At 62.3% G+C, this 23,536-nt stretch carries 20 protein-coding genes and 2 pseudogenes; 9 read left to right on the forward strand and 13 right to left on the reverse strand.

Going from position 1 to position 23,536, the window contains the following annotated elements:
* Positions 1–2 precede the first annotated feature (2 nt).
* The 3 genes from rstB to ABKF58_RS02685 all read left to right on the forward strand — a co-directional run bounded on the left by rstB (position 3) and on the right by ABKF58_RS02685 (position 2,632).
* Positions 3–1,340, forward strand: coding sequence for a two-component system sensor histidine kinase RstB (rstB, locus tag ABKF58_RS02675; protein WP_482583288.1), 1,338 nt, complete (start codon positions 3–5; stop codon positions 1,338–1,340).
* Between the two features lie 81 nt (positions 1,341–1,421).
* Positions 1,422–1,754, forward strand: coding sequence for an acid-shock protein (locus ABKF58_RS02680; RefSeq protein ID WP_482583289.1), 333 nt, complete (start codon positions 1,422–1,424; stop codon positions 1,752–1,754).
* Between the two features lie 74 nt (positions 1,755–1,828).
* Positions 1,829–2,632, forward strand: a complete 804-nt coding sequence (locus ABKF58_RS02685; RefSeq protein ID WP_482583290.1) for a trypsin-like serine peptidase — start codon at positions 1,829–1,831, stop codon at positions 2,630–2,632.
* Between the two features lie 48 nt (positions 2,633–2,680).
* Here the strand turns inward: ABKF58_RS02685 and rph are convergent, their stop codons facing one another.
* The 3 genes from rph to ABKF58_RS02700 all read right to left on the reverse strand — a co-directional run bounded on the left by rph (position 2,681) and on the right by ABKF58_RS02700 (position 5,447).
* Complete coding sequence (rph, locus tag ABKF58_RS02690) at positions 2,681–3,397, reverse strand: ribonuclease PH (protein ID WP_008953494.1); 717 nt, start codon at positions 3,395–3,397, stop codon at positions 2,681–2,683.
* A 201-nt stretch (positions 3,398–3,598) separates the two neighbouring features.
* Positions 3,599–4,468: a PP2C family protein-serine/threonine phosphatase gene (locus ABKF58_RS02695; RefSeq protein WP_482583291.1), complete on the reverse strand. Its 870-nt coding sequence runs from the start codon at positions 4,466–4,468 to the stop codon at positions 3,599–3,601.
* 10 nt (positions 4,469–4,478) lie between these two features.
* Positions 4,479–5,447 carry a serine/threonine protein kinase gene (locus ABKF58_RS02700; protein WP_008953496.1) on the reverse strand — a complete coding sequence of 323 codons (969 nt, stop codon included), beginning with the start codon at positions 5,445–5,447 and terminating at the stop codon, positions 4,479–4,481.
* Between the two features lie 99 nt (positions 5,448–5,546).
* On the opposite strand from ABKF58_RS02700, the pseudogene ABKF58_RS02705 reads away from it, so the two are divergent.
* The 6 genes and pseudogenes from ABKF58_RS02705 to cyoE all read left to right on the forward strand — a co-directional run bounded on the left by ABKF58_RS02705 (position 5,547) and on the right by cyoE (position 12,199).
* A pseudogene (locus tag ABKF58_RS02705) lies at positions 5,547–6,412 on the forward strand (YicC/YloC family endoribonuclease).
* A gap of 918 nt (positions 6,413–7,330) precedes the next feature.
* The gene (cyoA, locus tag ABKF58_RS02710; RefSeq protein ID WP_014085856.1) at positions 7,331–8,263 is read left to right on the forward strand and encodes a ubiquinol oxidase subunit II; all 933 of its coding nucleotides are present in this window, start codon (positions 7,331–7,333) and stop codon (positions 8,261–8,263) included.
* Between the two features lie 8 nt (positions 8,264–8,271).
* Positions 8,272–10,317, forward strand: coding sequence for a cytochrome o ubiquinol oxidase subunit I (cyoB, locus tag ABKF58_RS02715; protein ID WP_482583292.1), 2,046 nt, complete (start codon positions 8,272–8,274; stop codon positions 10,315–10,317).
* Between the two features lie 6 nt (positions 10,318–10,323).
* Positions 10,324–10,938: a cytochrome o ubiquinol oxidase subunit III gene (gene cyoC, locus ABKF58_RS02720; RefSeq protein WP_482583293.1), complete on the forward strand. Its 615-nt coding sequence runs from the start codon at positions 10,324–10,326 to the stop codon at positions 10,936–10,938.
* Entirely contained in the window at positions 10,938–11,261 is a 324-nt protein-coding gene (cyoD, locus tag ABKF58_RS02725) for a cytochrome o ubiquinol oxidase subunit IV (protein ID WP_008955581.1), read from the forward strand. Before cyoC ends, cyoD begins: the two co-directional genes overlap by 1 nt.
* A gap of 11 nt (positions 11,262–11,272) precedes the next feature.
* Complete coding sequence (gene cyoE, locus ABKF58_RS02730) at positions 11,273–12,199, forward strand: heme o synthase (protein WP_482583294.1); 927 nt, start codon at positions 11,273–11,275, stop codon at positions 12,197–12,199.
* 67 nt (positions 12,200–12,266) lie between these two features.
* On the opposite strand, the gene ABKF58_RS02735 is transcribed toward cyoE, so the two are convergent.
* The 10 genes and pseudogenes from ABKF58_RS02735 to ABKF58_RS02780 all read right to left on the reverse strand — a co-directional run bounded on the left by ABKF58_RS02735 (position 12,267) and on the right by ABKF58_RS02780 (position 23,457).
* Positions 12,267–13,133, reverse strand: a complete 867-nt coding sequence (locus tag ABKF58_RS02735; protein ID WP_014085853.1) for an NAD(P)-dependent oxidoreductase — start codon at positions 13,131–13,133, stop codon at positions 12,267–12,269.
* Positions 13,134–13,289: 156 nt separating this feature from the next.
* Positions 13,290–13,628 carry an EscU/YscU/HrcU family type III secretion system export apparatus switch protein gene (locus tag ABKF58_RS02740; RefSeq protein ID WP_014085852.1) on the reverse strand — a complete coding sequence of 113 codons (339 nt, stop codon included), beginning with the start codon at positions 13,626–13,628 and terminating at the stop codon, positions 13,290–13,292.
* Positions 13,609–14,496 carry a flagellar hook-length control protein FliK gene (fliK, locus tag ABKF58_RS02745; protein WP_482583295.1) on the reverse strand — a complete coding sequence of 296 codons (888 nt, stop codon included), beginning with the start codon at positions 14,494–14,496 and terminating at the stop codon, positions 13,609–13,611. The genes ABKF58_RS02740 and fliK overlap by 20 nt, the downstream gene beginning before the upstream one ends.
* A gap of 115 nt (positions 14,497–14,611) precedes the next feature.
* Positions 14,612–14,935: a DUF2802 domain-containing protein gene (locus ABKF58_RS02750; protein WP_148282927.1), complete on the reverse strand. Its 324-nt coding sequence runs from the start codon at positions 14,933–14,935 to the stop codon at positions 14,612–14,614.
* A gap of 117 nt (positions 14,936–15,052) precedes the next feature.
* Positions 15,053–15,370, reverse strand: a complete 318-nt coding sequence (locus ABKF58_RS02755; RefSeq protein WP_482583296.1) for a flagellar protein FliT — start codon at positions 15,368–15,370, stop codon at positions 15,053–15,055.
* Positions 15,371–15,422: 52 nt separating this feature from the next.
* A pseudogene (gene fliS, locus ABKF58_RS02760) lies at positions 15,423–15,850 on the reverse strand (flagellar export chaperone FliS).
* A 23-nt stretch (positions 15,851–15,873) separates the two neighbouring features.
* The gene (gene fliD, locus ABKF58_RS02765; protein ID WP_482583297.1) at positions 15,874–17,256 is read right to left on the reverse strand and encodes a flagellar filament capping protein FliD; all 1,383 of its coding nucleotides are present in this window, start codon (positions 17,254–17,256) and stop codon (positions 15,874–15,876) included.
* 102 nt (positions 17,257–17,358) lie between these two features.
* Positions 17,359–17,781 carry a flagellar protein FlaG gene (locus ABKF58_RS02770; RefSeq protein WP_008955589.1) on the reverse strand — a complete coding sequence of 141 codons (423 nt, stop codon included), beginning with the start codon at positions 17,779–17,781 and terminating at the stop codon, positions 17,359–17,361.
* An 82-nt stretch (positions 17,782–17,863) separates the two neighbouring features.
* Complete coding sequence (locus ABKF58_RS02775; protein WP_008955590.1) at positions 17,864–18,703, reverse strand: flagellin N-terminal helical domain-containing protein; 840 nt, start codon at positions 18,701–18,703, stop codon at positions 17,864–17,866.
* 107 nt (positions 18,704–18,810) lie between these two features.
* On the reverse strand, positions 18,811–23,457 hold the full coding sequence (locus ABKF58_RS02780; protein ID WP_482583298.1) for a glycosyltransferase: 4,647 nt from the start codon (positions 23,455–23,457) through the stop codon (positions 18,811–18,813).
* Positions 23,458–23,536: the final 79 nt, after the last annotated feature.

Here is a 23,536-nt window from a genome sequence, read left to right on the forward strand (position 1 = left end):
CCATGCGCCGCCTGTTCGTGCAGTTCTATCTGATGCTGATGGCGTGCTTTCTCGGCGGCGTGCTGCTGGTGGGCGTGGTCTACAAGCAGGCGGTGGACAAGGTCGGCGAGCGCTACCTGTCCGACCTCCTGGGCGCCTCGCTGTCGATGATCCAGAGCGAACTCAAGGGCGTGCCGCCGGAGATGTGGAGCGAAACGCTGGAAGAGTTCGACCACGGCCTGACCTTCCCGCTGCGCATCGAGGGCGACGCCGCCTACACCCTGGACGACGACGCCCGCGCCGCGCTGGCACGCGGCGAGATCGTGATGCTGGAAGACAACTTCCTGTTCCTGCAGCGCATCCCCAACAGCAACTTCCTGCTGGTGGCGGGCCCGCTGCGCTACCTGTTCTTCCTGCACCAGCTCAAGTGGGTGGATTACGTGCTGCTGCTGCTGGTCGGCCTGTCGCTCGGCATCCCGGTGCTGCTGTGGCTGCGCCCGCACTGGAACCAGCTGATGCAGCTGGAGCAGACCGCCGTGCGCCTGGCCGAAGGCGACCTCAGCGCGCGGGTGCAGTTGCCGCCGGGCTCCGGGGTACGCCGCGTGGGCGAGGCGTTCAACCGCATGGCCGACAGCATCGGCGCGCTGCTGGCCGGGCGCAAGGCGCTGATCGACGCCGTCGCGCACGAACTGCGCACGCCGCTGGCGCGGCTACGCTACCGCCTGGCGCTGCTGGAGGGCGACCCGGACAGTCCGCCGCGCCAGGCCATCGAACGCGACCTCGCCGCCATCGACTCGCTGCTGCAGGAACTGCTGCTGCACGCCCGTCTCGACCGTCCGCAAGTACCGCTGACGCTGAGCCGCTTCGACGCCCGGGAATGGGTGGCTGAAAGGTTGGCCGAACAGGCGCCCTTGGCCAGCGGCATCGACTGGCGCGACGACAGCCGCGGCGAGATCGAGCTGGAGGGTGACCGCTACCTGCTGTCGCGCGCCCTCGACAACCTGCTCAGCAACGCACGCCGCTACGCCCAGCACACGGTGCGCGTGCTGCTGGAACAGGACGGCAACGGCTACTGCCTGCGCGTCGACGACGACGGCCCTGGCATCCCGGCGGAGGAGCGCGAGCGCGTGCTGGAGCCGTTCGTGCGCCTCGACCAGAGCCGCGGCCGCGACAGCGGCGGGCACGGCCTCGGGCTCTCCATCGTGCAGGGCATCGCGCGCGCGCATCAAGGCACGCTCGGCATCGAAGACAGCCCGCTGGGCGGCGCCCGCTTCGTGCTACGCTGGCCCGGCGCGGCGGGCGTACATAGCGTTACACAGGGAAACATTCCACTCACAGACGCCGGAAACGGGCGCGCCTAGGATACAACTCATGGAAGGCCCCCACAGCCAACCGAGACCACGACAGACTCGAACCCTCACGGTTCCACAAGGAGTATCACCATGAAAAAGCTGACCCTGCTCGCCCTCTCCGCCGCCTTCGGCCTGACCTCGATCGGCAGCTTCGCCGCCACCCCGGTCACCCCGGCCTCGCCGGCGGTGAAAGCCGAAGCCTCCGCTCCGGCCGCCAAGGCCGCGATGAAACCGGCCGCCAAACCGGCCGTGAAGAAGATTCACAAGTCGCGCGCCAAGAAGGCCGTGAAAAAGCCGATGGTTGAGAAAAAGGCCGCTTCCGCCCCGGCACAAAAAGCCCAGGCGCTGAAAAAGCATCACAAGATCGTCAAGCACCACAAGCATCACAAAGTGATGGTGAAAAAGCCGGCTGCGGCTAACTAAGCCGGAACAGGCCGCGGCCTGTTCCAACCCAGCACAACGGGGCGCCACGGCGCCCCGTTTCGCATTGGATCGCCATGTCTACCCGACTGCTGACCGCCCTGCTGCTCGCCAGCCTGATTCCCGCCGCCGGCGCCGGCCCCCTGAGCGCGGAACGGCGCACCCTGTTCTTCGGCCACGACGACCGGGTACGCGTGCACCCGGACCACGGCCCCTGGCAAGCCATCGGCCAGATCGAAACCGCCTCGGGCAACCTGTGCACCGCCACGCTGGTCGCCCCCGACGTGGCGCTCACCGCCGGGCACTGCTTCGTCGGTCCCCACGGCCGGCTCGATCCGGCGCGACGCTTCACCCTGGCGCTGGACGGCCGGAACAGCGCCCGCCACACCGCCGCCCGCCGCGTCTGGCTCGACCGGCGCCTGTTGCGCGGGCTGATCCGCCAAGGAGGCGACCTGATCGTCCCGCCCGCCGTGGCACGCTACGACTTCGCCTTCGTCCGGCTCGCCGCGCCCCTGCTCGCGGCAGAACACACCGTCACGCCGTTCGACGGTGACCGCGCCGCCCTGCGCCAGGCGCTGACCCAGGCCAGCTGGCGCGTCAGCCAGGCCGGTTACCCGGAAGATGCCCCCGACCAGCTGATGCTGCACCGCCACTGCCGCGCCACCCGGCTCGAGGCCGACGGCCGCCTCGCCCACCGTTGCGATACGTTGCCCGGTGACAGCGGCTCGCCGCTACTGCTCGAGGTTGCCGGCCAGCCACGGCTTGTCGCCATCCAGAGCTCGGCGCCGGACGCGCGCTGGCGCTACCGTGCCGACAACATGGCGCTGTCGGCCCCCAGCTTCCAGCCGGCCCTGCGCCGCTTCCTCGCTAAGCCCAAATAGCAAAAACCGCCTCGCGGGCGGTTTTTGCTGTCCATCGCTGTCTCGGCTCTAGCCGGCCAGGGCCGCCTTCTGTATCGCGATCAGCTCGCCCACGCCCTGCTCGGCCAGGCGCAGCATGGCGTCCAGTTCGGCGCGGCTGAACGGCACCCCCTCGGCGGTGCCCTGCACCTCGACAAAATGACCGCTGCCGGTCATCACCACGTTCATGTCGGTCTCGCAGGCGGAATCCTCGAGGTAGTCGAGGTCCAGCACCGGACGCCCCTCGAACACGCCGACCGACACCGCCGCCACGAAATCGCGGATCGGGCTTTCCTGCAGCTTGCCCTGCGCGATCAGGCCGCTGATGGCGTCGTGCAGCGCGACGAAGGCGCCGGTGATGCTGGCGGTACGCGTGCCGCCGTCGGCCTGGATCACGTCGCAGTCGATCTGGATCTGGCGCTCGCCCAGCTTGCCCAGGTCGACCACCGCACGCAGGCTGCGGCCGATCAGGCGCTGAATCTCCTGGGTACGCCCGGACTGCTTGCCGCTGGCCGCCTCGCGCCGCATGCGGCTGCCGGTGGAGCGCGGCAGCATGCCGTACTCCGCGGTCACCCAGCCCTGGCCCTTGCCCTTGAGGAAGCCCGGCACGCTCTCGTCGACGCTGGCGGTGCAGATCACCTTGGTATCGCCGAACTCGACCAGCACCGAGCCTTCGGCATGCTTGGTGTAGCCGCGGGTCAAAGTCACCCGGCGCAGGGCATCGTTGGGGCGGGAAGAAGGTCGCATGGTCGCAGTCCGTCGAAATCAAAAACGCGATTATACCCCGCTCCCCCTCAGAACCTGTTCACGATCTGTCGCGAGCAGCCCTCAGCGGGGTGAAGAGCAGCACAGAAACAGGAATGGACTGGAGTCCATGAGGATTTCGAGCAGCACATGAGCCCCGATCAGGGATGCGCAGCAAGATCGGGAACTGGTTCTCACACGGGTTTATCCGGCCGGCTGGCCAGGATTTCGCGATGCATCTCCTCTTCCTGTACCCGTGCCGGCGTCGACGAGCGGCGCCGGCTCAGCGCCAGGTGGGTATCCAGTACATCGCTGCGCTGGCTGACATCGAGTGCCTCGTCCAGCAGCGTCACCGCCACCGCCGACAGATTGTCGCCGTGCCGGCCGCCGCGCCGCTCGGCCACGTTCATCAGCGCCGGCAGCACCTCGGCTCACCGCACGGCCGACAAACACCTTGGTCAACTCGGCGTCCTGGATCTGCGACCACAGACCGTCGGAACAGAGCAGCACCGAGGCCCCCGGGAACAGCAGTTGGCGCTCGCCGATGTCGATGTCCGGGTCGGAAGAGGCCCCCAGACAGTTGTAGATCTTGTTGCGGTCGGGGTGGGTGCGCGCGCCCTCCTCGGTCAACAGCCCCTGGTCGATCAGCCGCTGCACCTGCGAATGATCGCGTGAGCGCAAGCGCAGGCCGCTGTTGTCCAGCAGGTACAGCCGGGAGTCGCCGACGTGGCACCAGTACAGCATGTCCTGCTGGATCACCGCCGCCACCACCGTGGTGCTGGGCACCTCCGGCAGGTGATGCTCGGTGGCGTAATCGAGAATCGCCTGATGGGCCGAACTGATGGCGTTGACCAGAAAGCGGTTGGGATGGCTCAGCGACGGAGTGGCCTGCTGGTAGAACAACTCGCTCATCAGATCGATGGCGATCTGGGCCGCCACCTCGCCCTGCAAGTGTCCGCCCATACCGTCGGCCACCACCAGCAACACCGACTCCAGCGAGTGGGCGATCACCACACGGTCTTGATTGTAGGAACGGCCGCCGACGCGGCTGTCCTGGAAGATCGACAATTTCATGCACACACTTTCAGGAAGAACGACTGCCCGTCAGGCTGCGAAGCCAGCCGGCCAGCTTGTGCGTCACCGCCTGCGACTCGGGGAGGGCGACAGGCTCACTGTAATGGGGGTCCATCAGTCGCTTTTGCACCTCCATCAGGGTCGCCGGCCGCCGCTCGGGCTCCATGTCCAGACAGCGATCGACCAGCTCGCACAACTCGCGCGAATAAAGACGCACAAAGCGCCGGGACGCCGGTTCTAGCAAGTCCTTCACCGCCCGCTCCTTCGCCCCTTGCGGCGTGCCGCCCCCCATGCAGGAGTAGAGGCAGGCACCCAGGGCATAGATATCGGTCCATGGTCCCTGCGCCATATCGCTCTTGTACTGTTCCGGCGCGGCGTAGCCCGGCGTGTACATCGAGGCGAACTCCCTGCTGCGCTGGTTCAGCGTCTGGCGCGCGGCGCCGAAGTCCAGCAATAGCGGACCGCCGCCGCGCCGCAGATAGATGTTGGCTGGCTTGATGTCCAGATGCAGCAGACGGTGCAGATGGACCTCGCGCAGGCCGGACAAGAGCGCGGCGAACCAGCGTCGGATACGGCGCTCGTCGAGCCGCCCGCCGGCAATCTCCAGCTCGCGGGTCAAGGGACGGCCATCGGCGTACTCCATCACCAGGTAGACCGTCTGGTTGGCGCGGAAGAAATTGGCGACCCGCACCACGTTCGGGTGGTTGATCCCGGCCAGGATGCGCCCTTCCTCGAAGAAGCACTTCAACCCCAGGTTGAACGCCTCCTGGTCAAGCTCGTGCTGCACCGTCACCTGGCCATTGTCACCGCGGCACGCCAAGTGGCCGGGCAGGTATTCCTTGATGGCGAATTTCTGGTCGTCGTCATCCAGAGCCAGATAGACCACGCTGAATCCGCCCACGGAAAGCAGGCGGACGATGGTGTAATCGGCCAGCCGGTAGCCGGCCGGCAATGCGGTTTCTTGCCTGGATTGAGTCATAGGATGGCTGTTGCTATAGTGTCCGGGGCCATGGATTGAGCTTAGCAAAGCAATTCGGGCCCGGTCTTGATATTTGTCCAGTTTAACCGGGAGTTCAGCATGATTTTAAGTATGACAGGCTTCGCCGCCATTAGCAGGGAATTTCCCGGTGGCATGCTCAATCTGGAACTGCGCGCCGTCAACCACCGCTACCTGGACGTCCAGATGCGCCTGCCGGAAGAGCTGCGCGTCATCGAAGCCCCCTGCGTGAAATGATCGGCGCCAAGGTCACCCGCGGCAAACTCGAATGCCGCGTCGGCTTCAACCAGTTGGAAAACGCCACCCCCACGCTGGAAGTCAACCACGAGCTGCTGCAGCAATTGCTGGCGGTCTCCCGCACCATCAAAGAGAACGCACCGGAAGCCGACACCCTGTCGCTGGGTGAACTGATGCGCTGGCCCGGCGTGATGAAATCGAACGAACTCAAGCCCGAAGTGCTGCAACAGCTGTGCCTGGAAAGCCTGACCAAGGCACTGGCCGACTTCAACGCCTCGCGCGAACGCGAGGGTGAGAAGCTCAAGGCGGTACTGCTGGAGCGTGTCGCCTCGATCGAGACCATCGTCGCCAGCCTCAAGCCCAAGCTGCCGCAGATTCTGGCCGCTTACATGGAGAAGCTGTCCAACCGCCTGCGCGATGCACTGGAGAGCGTTGATGAAGACCGCCTCAAGCAGGAATTCGCCCTGTTCGCCCAGAAGATCGATGTCGACGAGGAACTGTCGCGCCTGAGCACCCACCTGAGCGAAGTCCGCCGCATTCTCAAGGCCGGGGGCCAAGCCGGCAAGCGGCTCGACTTCCTGATGCAGGAACTCAACCGCGAAGCCAACACCCTCGGCTCCAAATCGGTATCGACCGAAACCACCCAGGCCTCGGTCGAACTCAAGGTGCTGATCGAGCAGATGCGCGAACAAATTCAAAACATCGAATAAGCCATCGCGCCGCTTCGGCCAACGTCTCGGAAAGCCCCGCCCGTCGGGGCTTTTTTCATGCTGGCGTGGCCACGCCACTGCCATTTCCAGCAACTATTGATCCAAATCAAGGGCGCCCGGCCCGATAGAGTGGAACATCCTGCCTGTGAACGGCTCTGAAGACGACAGAGCCCGCCTCCTCTCCCGCCCATCTGCACTGGACAGCAGTTATTGCGACGGCGAGTCATTCCCAGGGTCTCTCCCTGTCTAGCCCCGTTGGCGATTATTTCATCAGAATTTTGTAACAGTTTGTAACAAGGCCACACCTCGTTTCGGACACATGCGAAATTCATAGAACCCTAATATATCTGGCGCTTGCGGCAACGCATCAAAACGGGACGCGCATCATCACCATCCGAACCGGGCTATTCCGGCCTCCAGCGCCGCGCCTGCGCTATTGAACAAGCATCAAAAATGGCTTTCAATACGACCCGTCCAGTTCAGATCCTAAGGATGGAATGACCACCCCATTCCATTCGCTTTTCCTTATCTAAAGCGAAGTAATCGACAAGCATCGCCGTGTCGCCAACGGCTCGCCAGGAGCGCGGCTACCCACCTCGCAAGAGGTCTTTCCACCCGCTTCCAGGCTCGAGCCCGTGCAAGTCGAACAGTGAATTTCTGCTGTCACGCCATCTATCTGAACGATCGCCAAATCGTTCTTATCAAGTGATCACCGGGGCCATCGCGAAGTTGGAATAGCCGTTGCCGGCTACGTCGCGGCGTGCTGTTTTGACCGGGACTGCGGCGTTTGGCCAAGTCATTCCGCCTTGGGCGGAGTGCGCGTTTTCTACCCGGCCAGATCGACAAGACAGCGCATGCTGTCACGTGGGCCTGGAAGGGAATGACTACAAGCCACTTTCAATTCACTAAGGTCGTAGGATGATAAACAGTAAACACCCACGCATTTTACGAGGGCTTCCGCTGGCCGCCGCCGCCCTGCTCTCCGGCTGTCAGGGAGGTATTCTTGACCCGAAAGGCCAGATCGCCGCAGACGAGAAATCGCTGATCATCACAGCCACCGTGCTGATGCTACTGGTGGTCGTCCCGGTGATTTTGATGACGCTCGGTTTCGCCTGGAAGTATCGCGCCAGCAACAAGAGCGCCACCTACGACCCGAAATGGTCTCACTCCGGCAAGATCGAGGCCGTGGTCTGGATCATCCCGATCATCATCGTCTCCTTCCTCGCCGTCATCACCTGGAACAGCACCCACAAGCTCGACCCGTACCGCCCGCTCGACTCGGACAAGAAGCCGATCACCATCCAGGTCGTGTCGCTCGACTGGAAATGGCTGTTCATCTACCCCGAACTGAACATTGCCAGCGTCAACCAGTTGGCCTTCCCGGCCAACACCCCGGTGAACTTCAAGATCACCTCCGATGCCGCGATGAACTCCTTCTTCATCCCCCAGCTGGGCGGCCAGATCTACTCCATGGCCGGCATGCAGACCAAGCTGCACCTGATCGCCAACGAACCGGGCAGCTACGACGGCATGTCCGCCAACTACAGTGGCGCCGGTTTCTCGGGCATGAAGTTCAAGGCCATCGCCACCGCCTCCCCGGCCGAATTCGACGCCTGGGTGAAGCAGGTCCGCAGCGGCAAGCCGCTGGACCCCACCAGCTACGCACAACTGCTGAACCCGAGTGAAAACAACCCGGTGCAGCATTTCTCGTCCGTCACCCCGGGCCTGTTCTACGGCGTACTGAACAAGTACATGGCCGGCCATCAGACCGCCATGGAAGCCGGACTCAGCCCCATCCAGCTTGCCGCGCTCACCAAGAGCCTGTGCAAGACGCCGGTCGTTAAGGAGTAAATACAGAAATGTTGTTAGGTAAACTGACGCTGGACGCCATACCGTTCCACGAGCCCATCATTATGGGAGCGCTCTCGGGCGCCGGCCTGATGGGGCTCGCGGTCATTGCCGCCATCACCAAGTTCGGCAAGTGGGGCTACCTCTGGAAAGAATGGCTGACTTCGGTCGACCACAAGAAAATCGGCGTGATGTACATCATCGTCGCGCTGGTGATGTTGCTGCGCGGCTTTGCCGACGCCGCCATGATGCGGACCCAGCTCGCCATGGCCACCAACGGCCACCTCGGCATCTTTCCGCCCGAACACTACGACCAGATCTTCACCGCCCACGGCGTGATCATGATCATCTTCATGGCCATGCCGTTCATGACCGGCCTGATGAACATCGTGGTACCGCTGCAGATCGGCGCCCGCGACGTCGCCTTCCCGTTCCTGAACTCGCTGAGCTTCTGGCTGCTGGTGGCGGCTGCGGCACTGGTGAACCTCTCGCTCGGGGTGGGTGAATTCGCCCGTACCGGCTGGGTGGCCTACCCGCCGCTGTCCGAGCTGGCCTACAGCCCGGGCGTGGGGGTGGATTACTACATCTGGGCCCTGCAGATATCCGGGATCGGAACGACACTGACAGCGATCAACTTCCTGGTGACCATCCTCAAGATGCGCACCCCGGGCATGAAGCTGATGCAGATGCCGATCTTCACCTGGACCTGCACCTGGGCCAACGTGCTGATCGTGACCTCGTTCCCGATCCTGACCGGCGCGCTCGCCATGCTGACGCTGGACCGCTACCTAGACTTCCACTTCTTCACCAGTGAAGCCGGCGGCAACCCGATGATGTACCTCAACCTGTTCTGGGCCTGGGGTCATCCGGAGGTATACATCCTGGTTCTGCCGGCCTTCGGCATCTTCTCGGAAGTGGTCTCCACCTTTGCCGGCAAGCGCCTGTTCGGCCACACCTCGATGATCATCGCCTCCGGCGTGATCTCGGTGCTGGGCTTCATGGTCTGGCTGCACCACTTCTTCACCATGGGCTCCGGCGCCAACGTCAACGCCTTCTTCGGCATCGCCACCATGGTGATTTCGGTGCCGACCGGCGTGAAGCTGTTCAACTGGCTGTTCACCATCTACCGCGGCCGCCTGCGCTTCACCTCGCCGGTACTGTGGACCCTGGGCTTCATGGTCACCTTCTCCATCGGCGGCATGACCGGCGTACTGATGGCGGTGCCGGGCGCCGACTTCGTGCTGCACAACAGCCTGTTCCTGATCGCCCACTTCCACAACACCATCATCGGTGGCGCGGTATTCGGCTACCTGGCCGGCTTCGTGTTCTGGTTCCCGAAAGCCTTCGGCTTCAAGCTGGACGAGCGCCTGGGCAAAGCGGCGTTCTGGTTCTGGCAGACCGGCTTCTACTTCGCCTTCGTGCCGCTCTACATCCTGGGCTTCATGGGCATGACCCGTCGCCTCAACCACACCGACAACCCGCTGTGGACCCCGTGGCTGTACGCCGCCTGCATCGGCGCGGTCCTGATCGCGCTGGGCATCGGCTGCCAGCTGCTGCAGATCGTCGTCAGCCTGCGCAACCGCAAGCAGCTGGCTGACGTGACCGGCGACCCGTGGAATGCCCACACCCTGGAGTGGTCCACCTCCTCGCCGCCGCCGTTCTACAACTTCGCCAAGCTGCCGCAGGTGCATGACATCGACGCCTTCACCGACATGAAGGAAAAAGGCGTGGCCTACCAGGTACCGCAGCAGTACGCACCGATCCACATGCCGAAGAACACCGCGGCCGGCGTCTACATCGGGGGCTTCACCCTGGTGTGCGGTTTCGCCCTGATCTGGCACATCTGGTGGCTCGCCATCGTGGGTCTGATCGGCATCATCGGCAGCATGCTGGCACGTGCCTACGACAACGATATCGACTACTACGTCCAGCCGGACGAGATCGAAGCGATCGAACGCGAACGCTTCGAGAAGATGGGTATCGACTTCGACCGCTACGACGAACGCGACCAAGGCACGGCCCGTCCGCACCCGGCAAAAACTCTGGAGCAGGTGTAAACAGCCATGACTTCGCACGCAACCGCACTACACGATACGCACGCTCACGACCATGAGCATCACGACAGCGGCGTCAGCACCCAGCTGGGCTTCTGGCTCTACCTGATGACCGACTGCATCCTGTTTGCCAGCGCCTTCGCTGCCTACGCGGTGCTGTTCGGCAACGTCAACGGCGGCGTCGCCGGCAAGGATATCTTCGAGCTCAAGTACGTGCTCGTGGAAACCTTCGCCCTGCTGTTCTCCAGTATCACCTACGGCTTTGCCATGATCAGCGGCCACAAGGGCAGCAAGGCCGGCCTCTTGGGCTGGCTGGCCGTCACCTTCCTGTTCGGCGCCGTGTTCATCGGCATGGAACTGCACGAATTCGGCGCGCTGATCGCCGAGGGCCACGGCCCGGACAAGAGCGCCTTCCTGTCCGGCTTCTTCGCCCTGGTTGGGATGCACGGCCTGCACGTCACCGCCGGCCTGATCTGGATGGCGGTGATGATGCTGGAAGTGATCAAGACCGGCCTGACCGGCCGCGCTATGACCCGCCTGAACTGCCTGAGCATGTTCTGGCACTTCCTCGACATCGTGTGGATCTGCGTCTTTACCGTCGTCTATCTGAAAGGGGCCATCTGATGAGCCAAGCTCACGATCACGCGGCCAGCCACGGCAGCGTCAAATCCTACCTGACGGGCTTCGTGCTGTCGGTCATCCTGACCGTGATCCCGTTCTGGCTGGTGATGAACGGCAACCTGAACCCGCACGATACGCTGCTGACCATCGCCGGCTTCGCCGTGGTGCAAATCCTGGTGCATCTGAAGTACTTCCTGCACCTTGATTTCACCACCGAAGGCCGCGTCAACACCCTCGCCTTCCTGTTCACCGCGCTGGTGATCGTGCTGCTGGTGGGGCTGTCGGTCTGGATCATCTTCAGCGCCGACGCGCTGATGATGCCCTGAGAGAGCCTGACGTGAAACTCAAGCGCTACCTGCAGGTCACCAAGCCGGGCATCATCTTCGGCAACCTGATCTCGACGGCGGGAGGTTTCCTGCTCGCCGCGCGAGGCCATGCCGACCTGGGGCTGCTCCTGGCCACAGTGATCGGGCTGTCGCTGGTGGTCGCCTCCGGTTGTTCCCTGAACAACTGCATCGACCGCGACATCGACTGCAAGATGGCACGCACCCGGAACCGCGTACTGGTCACCGGCGCCATGTCGTTCAAGGCCGCCCTGATGCACGGCATGCTGCTGGGTCTCGCCGGGTTCTGGACGCTGTGGCACTGGACCAACCCGCTGGCCTTTGCCTGCGCGCTGTTCGGCTTCGTGATCTACGTCGGCGTTTATAGCCTGTACATGAAGCGCAAGTCGGTCTACGGCACGCTGGTGGGCAGCCTGTCCGGCGCGGTGCCGCCGGTGGCGGGCTACTGCGCGGTCAGCGGCCAGTTCGACATGGGCGCGGCCATCCTGCTCTTGATGTTCTGCCTGTGGCAGATGCCGCACTCGTACGCGATTGCGATCTTTCGCTTCAAGGACTACGAGGCAGCCAACATCCCGGTGCTGCCGGTGGTGAAGGGTATCTCGGCCGCCAAGCAGCAGATCGTGCTCTACATCCTGGCCTTCGCCGCCGCCACCGTGATGCTGGCCTTCGGCGGCTACGCCGGCTATGGCTACCTCGCCGTGGCCTGTGCCACCAGCCTGTGGTGGCTCAAGATGGCGCTGTCAGGCTACAAGAGCAGTACCGATGACCGGGCGTGGGCGCGTCAGGTGTTCTTCTTCTCCATCATCACGATTACCGCACTCTCGGTGATGATGGCGGTGGATTTCCAGATTCCCGAGCTGTGCTGCACCCCTGCCCCCGGCAGCGGCGTGCTGGCGGCCTTGAGCAAGCTGGTCGCCTGAGTCCCCTACGAAACAAACAGGGCCCCGCTTGGGGCCCTGTTCATTTGTAGCGAGCGCGTCGTCCGGCTCAGTTCTTTTCCCAGATCAGCCGGGCGATGGCCGACGAATCCAACTCGCCCTCCCCCTTCTCGACCAGTTCGCCGATCAGGCCCGCCACCCGTTCCGCTTCCGGCAGCTTGATACCCAATTCGCGCGCGGTATCGAGCACGATGCCCATGTCCTTGAGGTGCAGCTTGGCCTTGAAGCCCGGCGCGTAGTTGTCGTCGATCATGCGCTGGCCATGAACATCCAGCACCCGGCTCTGGGCGAAACCGCCGAGCAGCGCCTCGCGCACCGGTGCCGGATCGACGCCGCACGCCTTGGCCAACTTCATCACCTCGGCCACTGCCGCCACACCGACGCCGACGGCAATCTGGTTGCACGCCTTGGCTACCTGCCCCGCTCCCGACTCGCCAATATGGGTGATGGTCTTGCCCATCGCCTGCAGCGCCGGCCGTGCCTTCTCCAGCGCCTCGGCCTTGCCACCGACCATGATGGTCAGAGTGCCGTTGATGGCGCCGACCTCACCGCCCGACACCGGGCAATCGAGGAAGTCGATGCCTTTTTCGGCCAGGCTGGCCGCGATCTTGCGCGCACCTATTGGAGAAATCGTGCTCATGTCGGCGCACACCAGACCCGGCTTGGCCCCCAGCGCCACGCCGTTGTCACCAAGCAGCACCGCCTCCACGTCGGCAGTGTCGGACACATTGGTCACCACCAGCTCGACACCGGCGGCCAGTTCGGCCGGGGAGTCGCACCAGCAGGCACCGGCAGCGAGCAGCGGCTCGGCCGATTCGCGCCGGCGCGCCCACACGCTGACATGATGTCCCGCCTTGAGCAGATTGAGCACGCAAGGGCGGCCCATGATACCCAGTCCGATATAGCCTACTTTCATCTATCCATCTCCGGCTGAAGCCCAGTTGATTGAACGGCTGACGCGTCACGACCGCGCATGACACGCCGATGGCGCCCTGCCGTCGATCACAGCGGGCTCAAATTGCACACAAGGGGCAAGCATACGGAAAGCCGACCGTTCAAGCCAGCCGGGGTATCAGTTTTCAGGCGGGGGGGATGGGCGCTGCGACAGCCACGCGTCGAACTCGAAATCACGGCCCGCCGCCTGGTGCTCCAGAAAATAGACAAAGGCCAGCACCTCGGCCACGGCCCGGTACAGCTCCGGTGGAATTTGCTGATCCAGATCGACCTGCATCAGCAAGGACACCAGCGCCGGCGAGTCATGCACGAATACGCCGGCCTCCTGGGCTCGTTCGATGATGCGTTCGGCCAACTCGCCGTAGCCCTTGGCCACCACCTTTGGCGCACGTGCACCGTCCTGGTAGCTCAGGGCGATGGCGGAGCGGCGCGCCGGATCAGCTGGCGGCTTCGTCATGGCTCACCGACAGTGTTGCAAGATTCAGTCCGGCAGCCCCCAGGCCCGCCTCGAGCCGAGGCGCATGGTCGCGGATCAACTGCTCCGTCGCCGCCTCCTCGGTGGCAAAAGACAGCTGTACCGTCCCGCCGACGATACGGATACGGGCAGACAGGCCACCGAGCACCGGAAGTTCCAGCGCCAGACGGGTAGACCAGGCCGCTACCGCTTCTGCACCGCCCGCCTCTCGCTCTCGCGTCTCGTCCTGCTGAATGCTCAGCTGCAGCGGCTGCCCCGGCCAGGCCCACCCCTGCAGTTGAAGCTGGTGGTTCTCCAGGGTGTCGAGCTGCCGTTGCACCAGGTTACCCAGCTCCGCCAAGGCCGCTTTGCCATGGGGAGAGGGAGTCGTCTGCGCCGAATCAAGGCTTTGCCCGAGCCTGGCTTGCGGCTCGTCCTTGAGGCTCTCCAGCGACAAACGACCATCGACCCAAGCCTTGACGTGCGACTCGTAGAACAGCCCGCTCTTGTCGGTCCCCTGTTTCAGTGCTGCGGCCACATCCGCCGGATCCTGGCGCGAGGCATCCAGCTGCAGTCCCGCCTGCGTCGGCGCGCTCTTGGCGCTGTGCAGCAGATCGGTCAGATAACGCGAGGCGGGGCTCAGCGAAACATCGACCGAACCATTCGGCACCTCACTATCCGCAGCCTGCTCGACCAGCGCGAAGGTCAGTTTTGGCGACAAACTGGCCACTCGCAGCGTGAGCGCCTCGCCGTTGAGCTGCATGCCCTTGGGCAGATTCAACGTGAACAAACCATTCTTGATCAATGCGGCGAACTGCCCATTGTCCAGACGTTCAGCAACCCGGGCCGAAACCAGTTCGCCAATACTCAAGGACGGCGCCTTGGCCGGCAGTACCGAGGCTTCCAGCAGCAGCCGGCCGCCTTCGCCCAGCAGCCGGACACCGGAAACCGCCGCGGCGCCGAGTGCTTTGCCAGAAAGGGGGAAATCATGAAGTGGAATTATTGCGGTACAGGGACACGATCAGCTCGGCCTCACTGCGGGAAATGCCACAGCGCTCGGCCACCTCCGCCGCCGACAAGCCATGTTTGACAAGCTCGATAGCCTGATTGTAAGGCGTAGAGGTCAAGTCCTCCCCCTTGCTCTGCGGCCTGGGCAGGGATTTGCTCTTGGCCAGATGCTCCATGTCACGCTGCAGCATGCTGAGTTGCTGCTGCAGGTGATCGAGGTGAAGAGCAGTCAGCCTTGCGCTGCTCTCTCCATCGCGTTTCGCGCGCCACCACAGGTACCCCAAAGCAATCAGGGTACCCACAGACACCGCCAAGGATACTATCGTCCAAATAGACACGTCAGGCCTCTACTCATAACATCTTGCTACTCTTAAGAGTACAGCAGGGTGCTCTGTGGCCCAAGCCCAACTTGCCGAGCCCTAACGATAAATTTTCTGGAGCTTCTGTTGCCGGTTAGTCAATGACAGCGAGTACTGCAACTCGGTACAGCGCTCGACCAGCAAGCTTTCTATCTCCCTGCTTTGGGTTACGACGGTATCGAGTACCTCTCGCAATTCAGGGCTGTTTGCTAGCGCAGGCACATCGACCTCAAGGATGACTTGACGATAATGGGCATCTCGCTCGATATCGAGTTCGGTAAATCGTTCCCACTCGGCATTGCTGGCGGCTGCCAACATTGCTTCCGTGATATGGGCAAGCTTCATTACCGGAGAGCTCAATCCCACGTCCTCATCCATTCCGATCCCACTCCTTCATCAGAGTGATGCGCAGCATACGCTTGTCTTGATATCAGCCAACGGCAGAAACCGGAGCGCCCGAGTATTCCCGTTTATCCAGCTCAACCCATGCAGGCAGGAGGGTGTCAAGCAAGCTACGAACCTCCGCCAGGATGTCCTGGTCATTGCTTTTCCCTGCCAGAGCCAAGCGAGCCTTCATATAAAGATATAAATCATTCAAGTTTCGCGCAGCATCGCCCCCTCTTCCAGATTTGTCATTTCGCGTAAACCATCAAGAATATCGATGGCTTTGGAGATAAGACGGGCTTTTGAAGCATAGTCCTGCATGTTGATGGCATTACCAGCCTGAGCTATGGCGTTTGCTGCCCCTTTATACAAAAGGACAACAATACCAACAGGGCTTGCTCCATAGACTGCGGCAACCAACGCATCTTTCTCATATGCCTGGTTAAGCTGCCTGAGCGCATGTTTGTTAAGCATCTCTATCCATACCCTCAAGATGACTATGATGACGAAAGCAGGTTTGCCAGGCTGCTGGTCGCAGACTGCATCTTGGCCAAAATCGCATTCAGATTTGTATATTGCTGGGTATACTGCGCTTTCAACCGATCGAGCTTCGATTGGAGACCTGTCTGGTAATTCGTCTCGTAATCTATGCGACTGTTGATCGAACTCTTGCTGGACTCAATGATGCCATCGGGCCCCAGTAATTGATTGATCACCGTATTGAAGCGATCGGCAAAACCGTCATTATTGCTATTGCCGAACAGATTTTTGACAGCAGCCGGATTCGCCGACAGGGCCGTATTGAACGCTGTCTTGTCCAGTTTCAGCGTGCCGTCCTTCTGGATCGAAATTCCTGCCTGAGCCAGATAGGCATAAGAATTATAGGGGTTCGCCCCAGACACAGGCGTAGCAAGTATGGAGGTCATCTGCGACTCGATCGCCAGAACCGAAGCGTTTCCCTTCATGCTATCGGTCCGCGCCGACTCTGCGGCTGAATGTACCTGATTGTAGGCATCGACAAACGCTTGCAAGGCCGTAGTGATGCCATCTGAATCTTGCACCACGTTGATACTGGCCTCTCCAGTCTTGCTCAGATCGAGAGTCAGCCCAGCAATCGCATCGGTCAAGTGATTGCTGGCTGCAGACACGCTGACACCATTGATAGTCAACGCTGCATTCTGAGCTGCGTGGGACTCGCTGATCGCACTAGCGGTACCCGTACTCTGGGTCAAGCCCCCCAATGACGCCGGCGAACTGGCATCAGCTGGCTCGGCCCCTCCGGCCGAAATCAAAAAGGCATTATCGCTCCCACTGTTGGTCGACGTAATAACCAACTTGTAGTTGCCGTTGTTATTGACGATATTGGCCGTCACGCCGACGCCGGCCTGGTTGATCCGGTCCCGCATGCTGTTCAACGTGACGGAATCTCCGGGATTGTCCCTCAGACTGATTGGGGTTGTGGCTTTTCCCCCAACGGTAAAGGTCAGGCTGTCCGGAGCGGAAGCAATAGCTGCCGTGGGATCGGTGATGGCAGTACCATCGGCATACTTATCAAACACCAACTGCCGAGGCTGTGCCAAGCTCGTGATATTCAGGGCATAACTGCCCGCTACAGTGGCAGCAGAGGTCGCAACGCTGGCGATTGTCGAGTCACTTGAACTGGCCTTGTAAGACTGCAAAAACGAGCCCGAAGCCAAAGAGCGAATAGCTGTCTGTAAACTGGACAAGCCGGAACTGATCTTACCCACAGCACTGAGCTGCGTATTGAACTTTGAGACACGGCTCTGGCTCGCCGTCATCGGCTGCTGCTCGATCGTCATGAGTTGACTGACGATGCTCTGGACATCGAGGGCACCAACCGACGTCGTAATGGAAGCCATGATTCTTACCTTTCAAAGCCGTTAAGAACGGTAACGCACCCCCGCGCCGCCTTCATTGTCATCGCAATCGAGCAGGGCAAGTACCAGGCATTATACCCAGCCCTATGCCTTATCCTTGATCAGCAAGCCTTTGAAGTCTTCAATAGCCTTTGAAATACTGATGGCCTCTTCGGAAGGAATCTGGCGAATGACTTTCTGGGTTTCCTTGTCCACCACCTTGACCACTGAAATATCGGTATCTTTGTCGACGGAAAACTCCAGTTCGCTATCGTAATGCTGGACAGCTTCATTCAGCTTGCGTAGTGCCGGCTGTAAGTCGGAGAGGGATACCGGCTTCTTGGTAGCGTCACGGCTATTCGACGTTTCCTTTTCTTTGTCTACGGCACTGACCGCCTGGCTCGAAACAGGCGAAACCGCCACCCCAGCCGTCTCGCCTGAAGAGGCCTGGGGAGGTGGCGCAACCGCCCGCGCCGAACTCCCATCGGAGCGAGAAAGAGGACTTACCAATGGTGTGGAAATTTGCATCTCTTCACCTCCTTTCAAGGAACAAGAAATGGCCTGGTGGTGGAACCGAGGCCATCTCTTAACTCATCTGCGGCGAGTTGCCTTACTGGAGCAGCGACAGAGCGGACTGCGTCGTCGAGTTGGCCGTCTTCAGGATGGAGGTACCGGCCTGCTGCAGAATCTGGTTCTTGGTCAAGTTGGCCGTTTCCGCGGCAAAGTCGACGTCGACGATACGGCTGTTGGCACTGGACAAGTTCTCAACGTAGTTGGACAGGTTGGCGACCACTGCATCGAAACGGTTCTGTACGGCACCGAAGTCCGAACGGCTGGACGACACGGAAGAAAGGTCGGCATCCAGGCCAGAGAGGGCGGCGGAAGCCGCACCCTGGGTGGTCACGTCGATCGTAACCGTAGCACTCAGCGCCGTATTATAGCTGTGCAACGACGTCAGGTCGGAAGCGCTGATCGTCAGCTGGTTGTCAGCCGAGCCCGAGGAGCCGACCTGGAAGGTCAATGCGCTACCGCCCGACAGCAGGGAAGTGCCATTGAACTGGGTGGTCTGGGTGATGCGGGAAATTTCCTGGGTCAGCTGGTCCACTTCCTTCTGCAGCTGCGAACGGTTGGTGTCGCTGACCGAACCGTTGGAGGCCTGCACGGCGATTTCACGGATACGCTGCAGGTTGTTGGTGATCTGACCGAGCGCACCTTCCGCCGTCTGCCCCACCGACACGCCGTCGTTGGCGTTACGGATGGCCTGGTTGTTACCACGAATCGCCGAGGTCAGGGTCTGGGAGATCGCCAGACCGGCAGCATCGTCCTTGGCGCTGTTCACGCGCAGGCCGGAAGACAGGCGTTGCAGCGACTGGTTCAGCGAGCTGGTCGAGTTGTTCAGGTTGCGTTGGGCGTTCAACGAGGCGATGTTGGTATTTACGGTCAGGGCCATGACAATTCTCCTTGGGTCGGTTGGCTCGGCAGTGCATCCGGCTTGTTCAAGTTATCGACCCGCCTCTCATAAACTTTAGCGTCTTTTTGCATTTTTCCTGCATATGACTAGCACAAGGCCCGTTGCCAATCGTGCAGATGCTCTTCCAGCATATAATGCTGTCGCACCCAGTCGCGCAACTGGTCCCCTGCGCGGTAGGCAGCCGGCAAATCGTGCACCCGCTGACGGATCGCCTCGACCCATCCGGAAACCTCATTGGCGACCCGGCATACCGGGGCCCCGCCAGTCTGATAGGGGTAGATATCGGTGCACACCACCGGCCAGCCCAGCACCCCATACTCTAGCAAGCGGAGGTTACTCTTGGCCTCGTTGAACGGGCTCACTTCCAGCGGAGCGATGGCCAGGTCCAGGTTCAGGCTGGCCATCTTTTCTGGATACAGGTCGAAAGCGACAAAGGGATGTACCTCTGCCACGTACGGACGCAGTTCCGCCAGGCACATGCCCATGAACACCCAGTCCACTTCATCGGCAGTCTGCTTGACTACCTCGACGATCAGCTCGAGATCACCACGATGCTGAGCTGCCCCCACCCAGCCGACGCGGGGCTTCTTGCCCGTGCCACGGAGAGACGACAATCCGTCCCAACGGCTCTTCTGCAAGCGATTGGGGATAACGACGATATCGTCGATCATGCCACGGCAGTGTTCCGCCAGCGGGTCAGTCGACACAATCAGGGTGTCACTCAAGGCCAGGGCCTTGCGCAACCGAGAGCGGGCATCCGGAAATACCTTCTTCCAATGGCGCGAAAACGAGCTTTTCTCCGGAATGGCACCGACCAGGTCGTCCATGCCGAAGACAATGCGCATCTCGGGCAGGAACTGGCGATAGTTCTTCATCGCCTCGACCAGGCCGTCGCCGATGGCGGTATGGAGCAGCAGGGTATCGGGGGCCTGGCGGGCCATTTCCACCACTGACAGCACATGCAGGCCGCTGCTGCCGCTCGGCTGCAGGATGTCGCCATCCAGACGGCCCGCTGCCTGCAACGCGTTGAGCGGCATGCAGACACGGTATTCGCCGCTGCCGCCGCTGACGGGCAGACCGAGCACTCGCCGGCGGCCAGGGATGGCGGGGTCCCAAGATGCGGCACGGCTGGTTTCCAGCATCATCTTGCGGCTGTTCAGGGCCAAGTGGCGGTTGTAGGCAGGATCGCGCGCCAGTTGCGGCAGCCAGCGCGCCATCATGGTGTTCAGTTCGTCGTACTCGCGTACCGCCGCTTCCAGCGCCACGCGAGGGTCGGACGTGCGGCGCCCGATGCTGCGGGCGTGATGGTGCACCATCACGGCAAAGGGGTTGTAGACATTGCGCAGGCCAGCGGCCTGGAGCTTGAGACAGAGGTCGACATCATTGAACAGCACGGTGAGTGCGGTATCGTCCATGCCGCCCACCGCCAGGTAGTGTTCCTTGGCCACCATCAGGCAGGCTGCCGTCACCGCCGAGTAGTTCTGGCCGGTGAGCAGCCGGTTCATGTAGCCCGGGGAGAAGATGTCTTCGCCCTCGAACACGTGATCGGCGACCGAACGCAGACCGCCGGGCAGGCCGAGCACGATGCCGGCATGCTGGATCAGGCCGACCTCCGGATAGGTCAGGCGGGCGCCGACCGCCCCCACGCCCGGTTGCTGCGCCCAGGCCAGCAAGCGCTCCAGCCAGGTGTCCAACACCACTTCGGTGTCGTTGTTGAGCAGCAGCACATAGCTGCCGCGGGCTTCCGCCACGCCCAGGTTGCACTGGGCGGAGAAGTTGAACGGCGCGTCGTAGGCCACGATGCGCACCCGATCCGGCCAACGTGAGCAAATGTCCCGATAGTACTCCCGGGTTTCCGGCTCTTCCGAACGGTTGTCGACGATGATCAGCTCGAAATTCTGGTAGCGGCTCCCCTCGAACAGGCTTTCGACGCACGGTTCCAGCACCTCGAGCTTGTCGCGGTTGGGCACGATCACGGACACCAGCGGTTCGCCCTGCACACGCAGGTTGAAGTGGAACGTTCCCTCCAGATAGCCGTCGCCCAATTCCACATCCAGTCCCAGGCGCCGGGCATGGTTCTCCAGCGCGACGCGTTGCGCCGGCAGAGTCAGGGGATGCGGCTTGACCGGAGGCAACGACAGCAGCATGTCGTCGACATGGCCGATGGACTGTGGTCCATGCTGCTCGAACAGCCACAGCAACAGGTCGAACCAGTAGGCCCCCGGGTAGGCTTCAAAACCGCCGCGCTCCAGCAATGCCGATGTCGCCACCGCCACGGCGTCGCCGATGTAATCCATCGAGCGCAGATATTCCGGCGCAAAGTCGGGACGGAAGCGGGGTTTGAAACGCTCGCCCATAGGGGAAACGATATCGCTGTCGCAGTACAAGGCCGCCCATTCCGGATGCATGTGGATGGCCTCGCCGAAACGCACCAGGGCCTGCGGGACCAGGCGGAAGCCCACTGGCAACCACATCAGCCAATCGGCGGGCACTTCCGCCGCCACGCTGTTCACGGCCCGTGCCAAAAGATCCGGATCGTCCAGCGTATCGAGCTGCAGCCAGCCCAGCTGTTCGTGCTCCTGGAAGGCCGGATCCGGCGCCTCCCAGTCCGCGAGCACGATCAGTCGCCAGTGGGGGTAGAGCTGCTGCTGCAAGGCGTCAACCGTGTCGGCCAGGCGGTTCTGCTCCTGCCGGCTCACGACCGTGACCAGATTGAACACCGGCCGCGACGACCAAGCCAGGACCATGCGTTCGGCCAACTGTTCGGCGTGCACCTCGCGGAAATGGTGGTTTTGCAGCCATGTGCGGTACTGGCGCAATACCGCCAGATCGCCGCCGCCGACGCTGTCCAGAGGCGGCGTCGCCAACGACGGCGGCAGCACGATGCGCAACGCCTCCGGCAGCACCAGGTTCCAGGCCTGGACGAAACGGTCTATCTGCCCTTCCAGCAGGCGCCCGCGCAGCAGGTAATCGCGTGCGCGGGTTGCCAGTGCGCGCCGCTTGGCGGCATTTTCCACCAAGTCCGCCAGGGCCTCGTACCAGGCATCCTCGTCATCCGGCGGCAGCACCACGCCCAGATCGAGCTCCTTGATGTGGTGGTAGGCCGGCACATCGCTCAGGACGGACACCGCCCCCACGGAGGAGTATTCCAGCCACTTGATGTCGGACTTGCCCGCGTTGAACTCGGACTCTTCCAGCGCGGCGATGCCGATGTCGATCTTCAGGCTGCCCAGTTTCGGCAGATAGCCCTGGTATTCCACGCCCCCGTTCACGAAACGGACGTCGGGCACGCCTTCCATCTGCGGCGGTATGCTGCCCCAGAACACGAAGGACACCTTGCCGTCGTAATCGCGCGCAAGCCGCGCCAGGGCGCTGCCGATACGGGCAAGGTCGTGACGGTGGGTTGCGGTGCCGGCGAAACCGATGGTCACCGTGGCCGCCTGGTCGTCCAGCTGCGGCTCCACCAGACGCGCTGCGCTCAGGTAATTGGGCAAGACCGCGACGTTCGGATTGTAGGCCCTGACGATCTCGGCCAGTACCGGCGTACTCGCAGTCACCAGATGGAAGCGCGGCAGCATGTTCTTGATACGCGAGAAGCTGGGCTTGAACTCGGCGTATTGCGGGTGGCTCATAGGCAGCGACGGCAGCCAATCGTCCAGTTCGTACACCAGAGGCTTGCCGGATTGCAGCAGCCGTTGCACCAGTTCGTCGGTGGACGGATGCAGCGCCGAGCGCTGCACGATGAACATGTCCATGGCGTCGATGAAGTCCTGGTCGCTGGCGAACGGGAATTGCCCATCCACCATGACACTGGCCGTGTACCGCCAGTAGTGGACCTCGATCGCATCGGCCAGCACGGCCAGCGGGTCGCCCAGACGCAGTCGGAAGCACGCGCTGTCGGGAGGGTCCTGGCTCAGCACGCCGATGCGCGGCTTGCGCTTCTCCACCTGGGTGGCGGACGCCATGCTCTGGCTAGGCGTGTTCCCCGCCTCCCGCACGTGCCCCTGCGTGGTCTCGATAAACGCCACCAGTTCCTCGCCGAACTGGGCCTGCGTCGCCTTGTATTGTTCCTGCACGCGACGAACGGTCGCCTTGGCTCGGGCGATCTCTTCCTCTCCTGCGCCCCATGCCACGCCGTCAGAGCCCAGGTAATTGTGCATGGGTTTTTCCAGCATGATCGGGTTGGGCAGATAGACGACCGGGCAGCCACATAGCAAGGCTTCGAAGCAGGCGGTGGAGTGCTCGTAGGTGAACAGCAATTCGGCGCCGCGATAGAGCGCGGCCAGCTCCGCCGGCGAACGGTTGGGAACACGGAACGAAATCTCGGTGGCCTCCGCCGTCAACGGCCACGGTTCGCCCCCCTTGTTCAGATAGCGGTTCAGCCAGACCAGATGGCCATGCCGCTCCCCATCATCCACTCCGTCGGCATGGTAGACGCGCGTGTCGACCAGCGGCACTTGCAGCAAGCCGGCCTGCCAACCCTCCGGCAGGACGTCGTAGCCGTGCACATAGAGCAGATCGTCGGCGGACCAGCCCAGGTCGCCCAGCGAGGTATTGGTAAGCGCGCCGGGCACGTTGAGCAGGTAGCGCACCACATGCCCGGCCCGCATCGGGTTGCCTTGAATGATTTCGGGGTAGATCACGATGGGTTCGCGGCCAGCACCGAGATGGGCCTGATAGATCTCGGGCGTCAGCTCGGGGGTAAGTAGCGTCGCCGAGGTATCGCCTTGCATGACGTAGGCTTCCTGTCCGCGCAGGTTCAGCTCATGGCACAGGTAGTGGAGCGCCCTCACCCCCCGGAAGTCTCGCGAT

This window comes from Pseudogulbenkiania sp. AW2-16, from assembly GCF_056824575.1.

Coding starts and splice junctions, on each gene's coding strand:
- rstB (WP_482583288.1), top strand. CDS start 3: ATGCGCCGCCTGTTCGTGCAGTTCTATCTGATGCTGATGGCGTGCTTT.
- ABKF58_RS02680 (WP_482583289.1), top strand. CDS start 1,422: ATGAAAAAGCTGACCCTGCTCGCCCTCTCCGCCGCCTTCGGCCTGACC.
- ABKF58_RS02685 (WP_482583290.1), top strand. CDS start 1,829: ATGTCTACCCGACTGCTGACCGCCCTGCTGCTCGCCAGCCTGATTCCC.
- rph (WP_008953494.1), bottom strand. CDS start 3,397: ATGCGACCTTCTTCCCGCCCCAACGATGCCCTGCGCCGGGTGACTTTG.
- ABKF58_RS02695 (WP_482583291.1), bottom strand. CDS start 4,468: ATGAAATTGTCGATCTTCCAGGACAGCCGCGTCGGCGGCCGTTCCTAC.
- ABKF58_RS02700 (WP_008953496.1), bottom strand. CDS start 5,447: ATGACTCAATCCAGGCAAGAAACCGCATTGCCGGCCGGCTACCGGCTG.
- cyoA (WP_014085856.1), top strand. CDS start 7,331: ATGATAAACAGTAAACACCCACGCATTTTACGAGGGCTTCCGCTGGCC.
- cyoB (WP_482583292.1), top strand. CDS start 8,272: ATGTTGTTAGGTAAACTGACGCTGGACGCCATACCGTTCCACGAGCCC.
- cyoC (WP_482583293.1), top strand. CDS start 10,324: ATGACTTCGCACGCAACCGCACTACACGATACGCACGCTCACGACCAT.
- cyoD (WP_008955581.1), top strand. CDS start 10,938: ATGAGCCAAGCTCACGATCACGCGGCCAGCCACGGCAGCGTCAAATCC.
- ABKF58_RS02735 (WP_014085853.1), bottom strand. CDS start 13,133: ATGAAAGTAGGCTATATCGGACTGGGTATCATGGGCCGCCCTTGCGTG.
- ABKF58_RS02740 (WP_014085852.1), bottom strand. CDS start 13,628: ATGACGAAGCCGCCAGCTGATCCGGCGCGCCGCTCCGCCATCGCCCTG.
- ABKF58_RS02755 (WP_482583296.1), bottom strand. CDS start 15,370: ATGGATGAGGACGTGGGATTGAGCTCTCCGGTAATGAAGCTTGCCCAT.
- fliD (WP_482583297.1), bottom strand. CDS start 17,256: ATGGCTTCCATTACGACGTCGGTTGGTGCCCTCGATGTCCAGAGCATC.
- ABKF58_RS02770 (WP_008955589.1), bottom strand. CDS start 17,781: ATGCAAATTTCCACACCATTGGTAAGTCCTCTTTCTCGCTCCGATGGG.
- ABKF58_RS02775 (WP_008955590.1), bottom strand. CDS start 18,703: ATGGCCCTGACCGTAAATACCAACATCGCCTCGTTGAACGCCCAACGC.
- ABKF58_RS02780 (WP_482583298.1), bottom strand. CDS start 23,457: ATGCAAGGCGATACCTCGGCGACGCTACTTACCCCCGAGCTGACGCCC.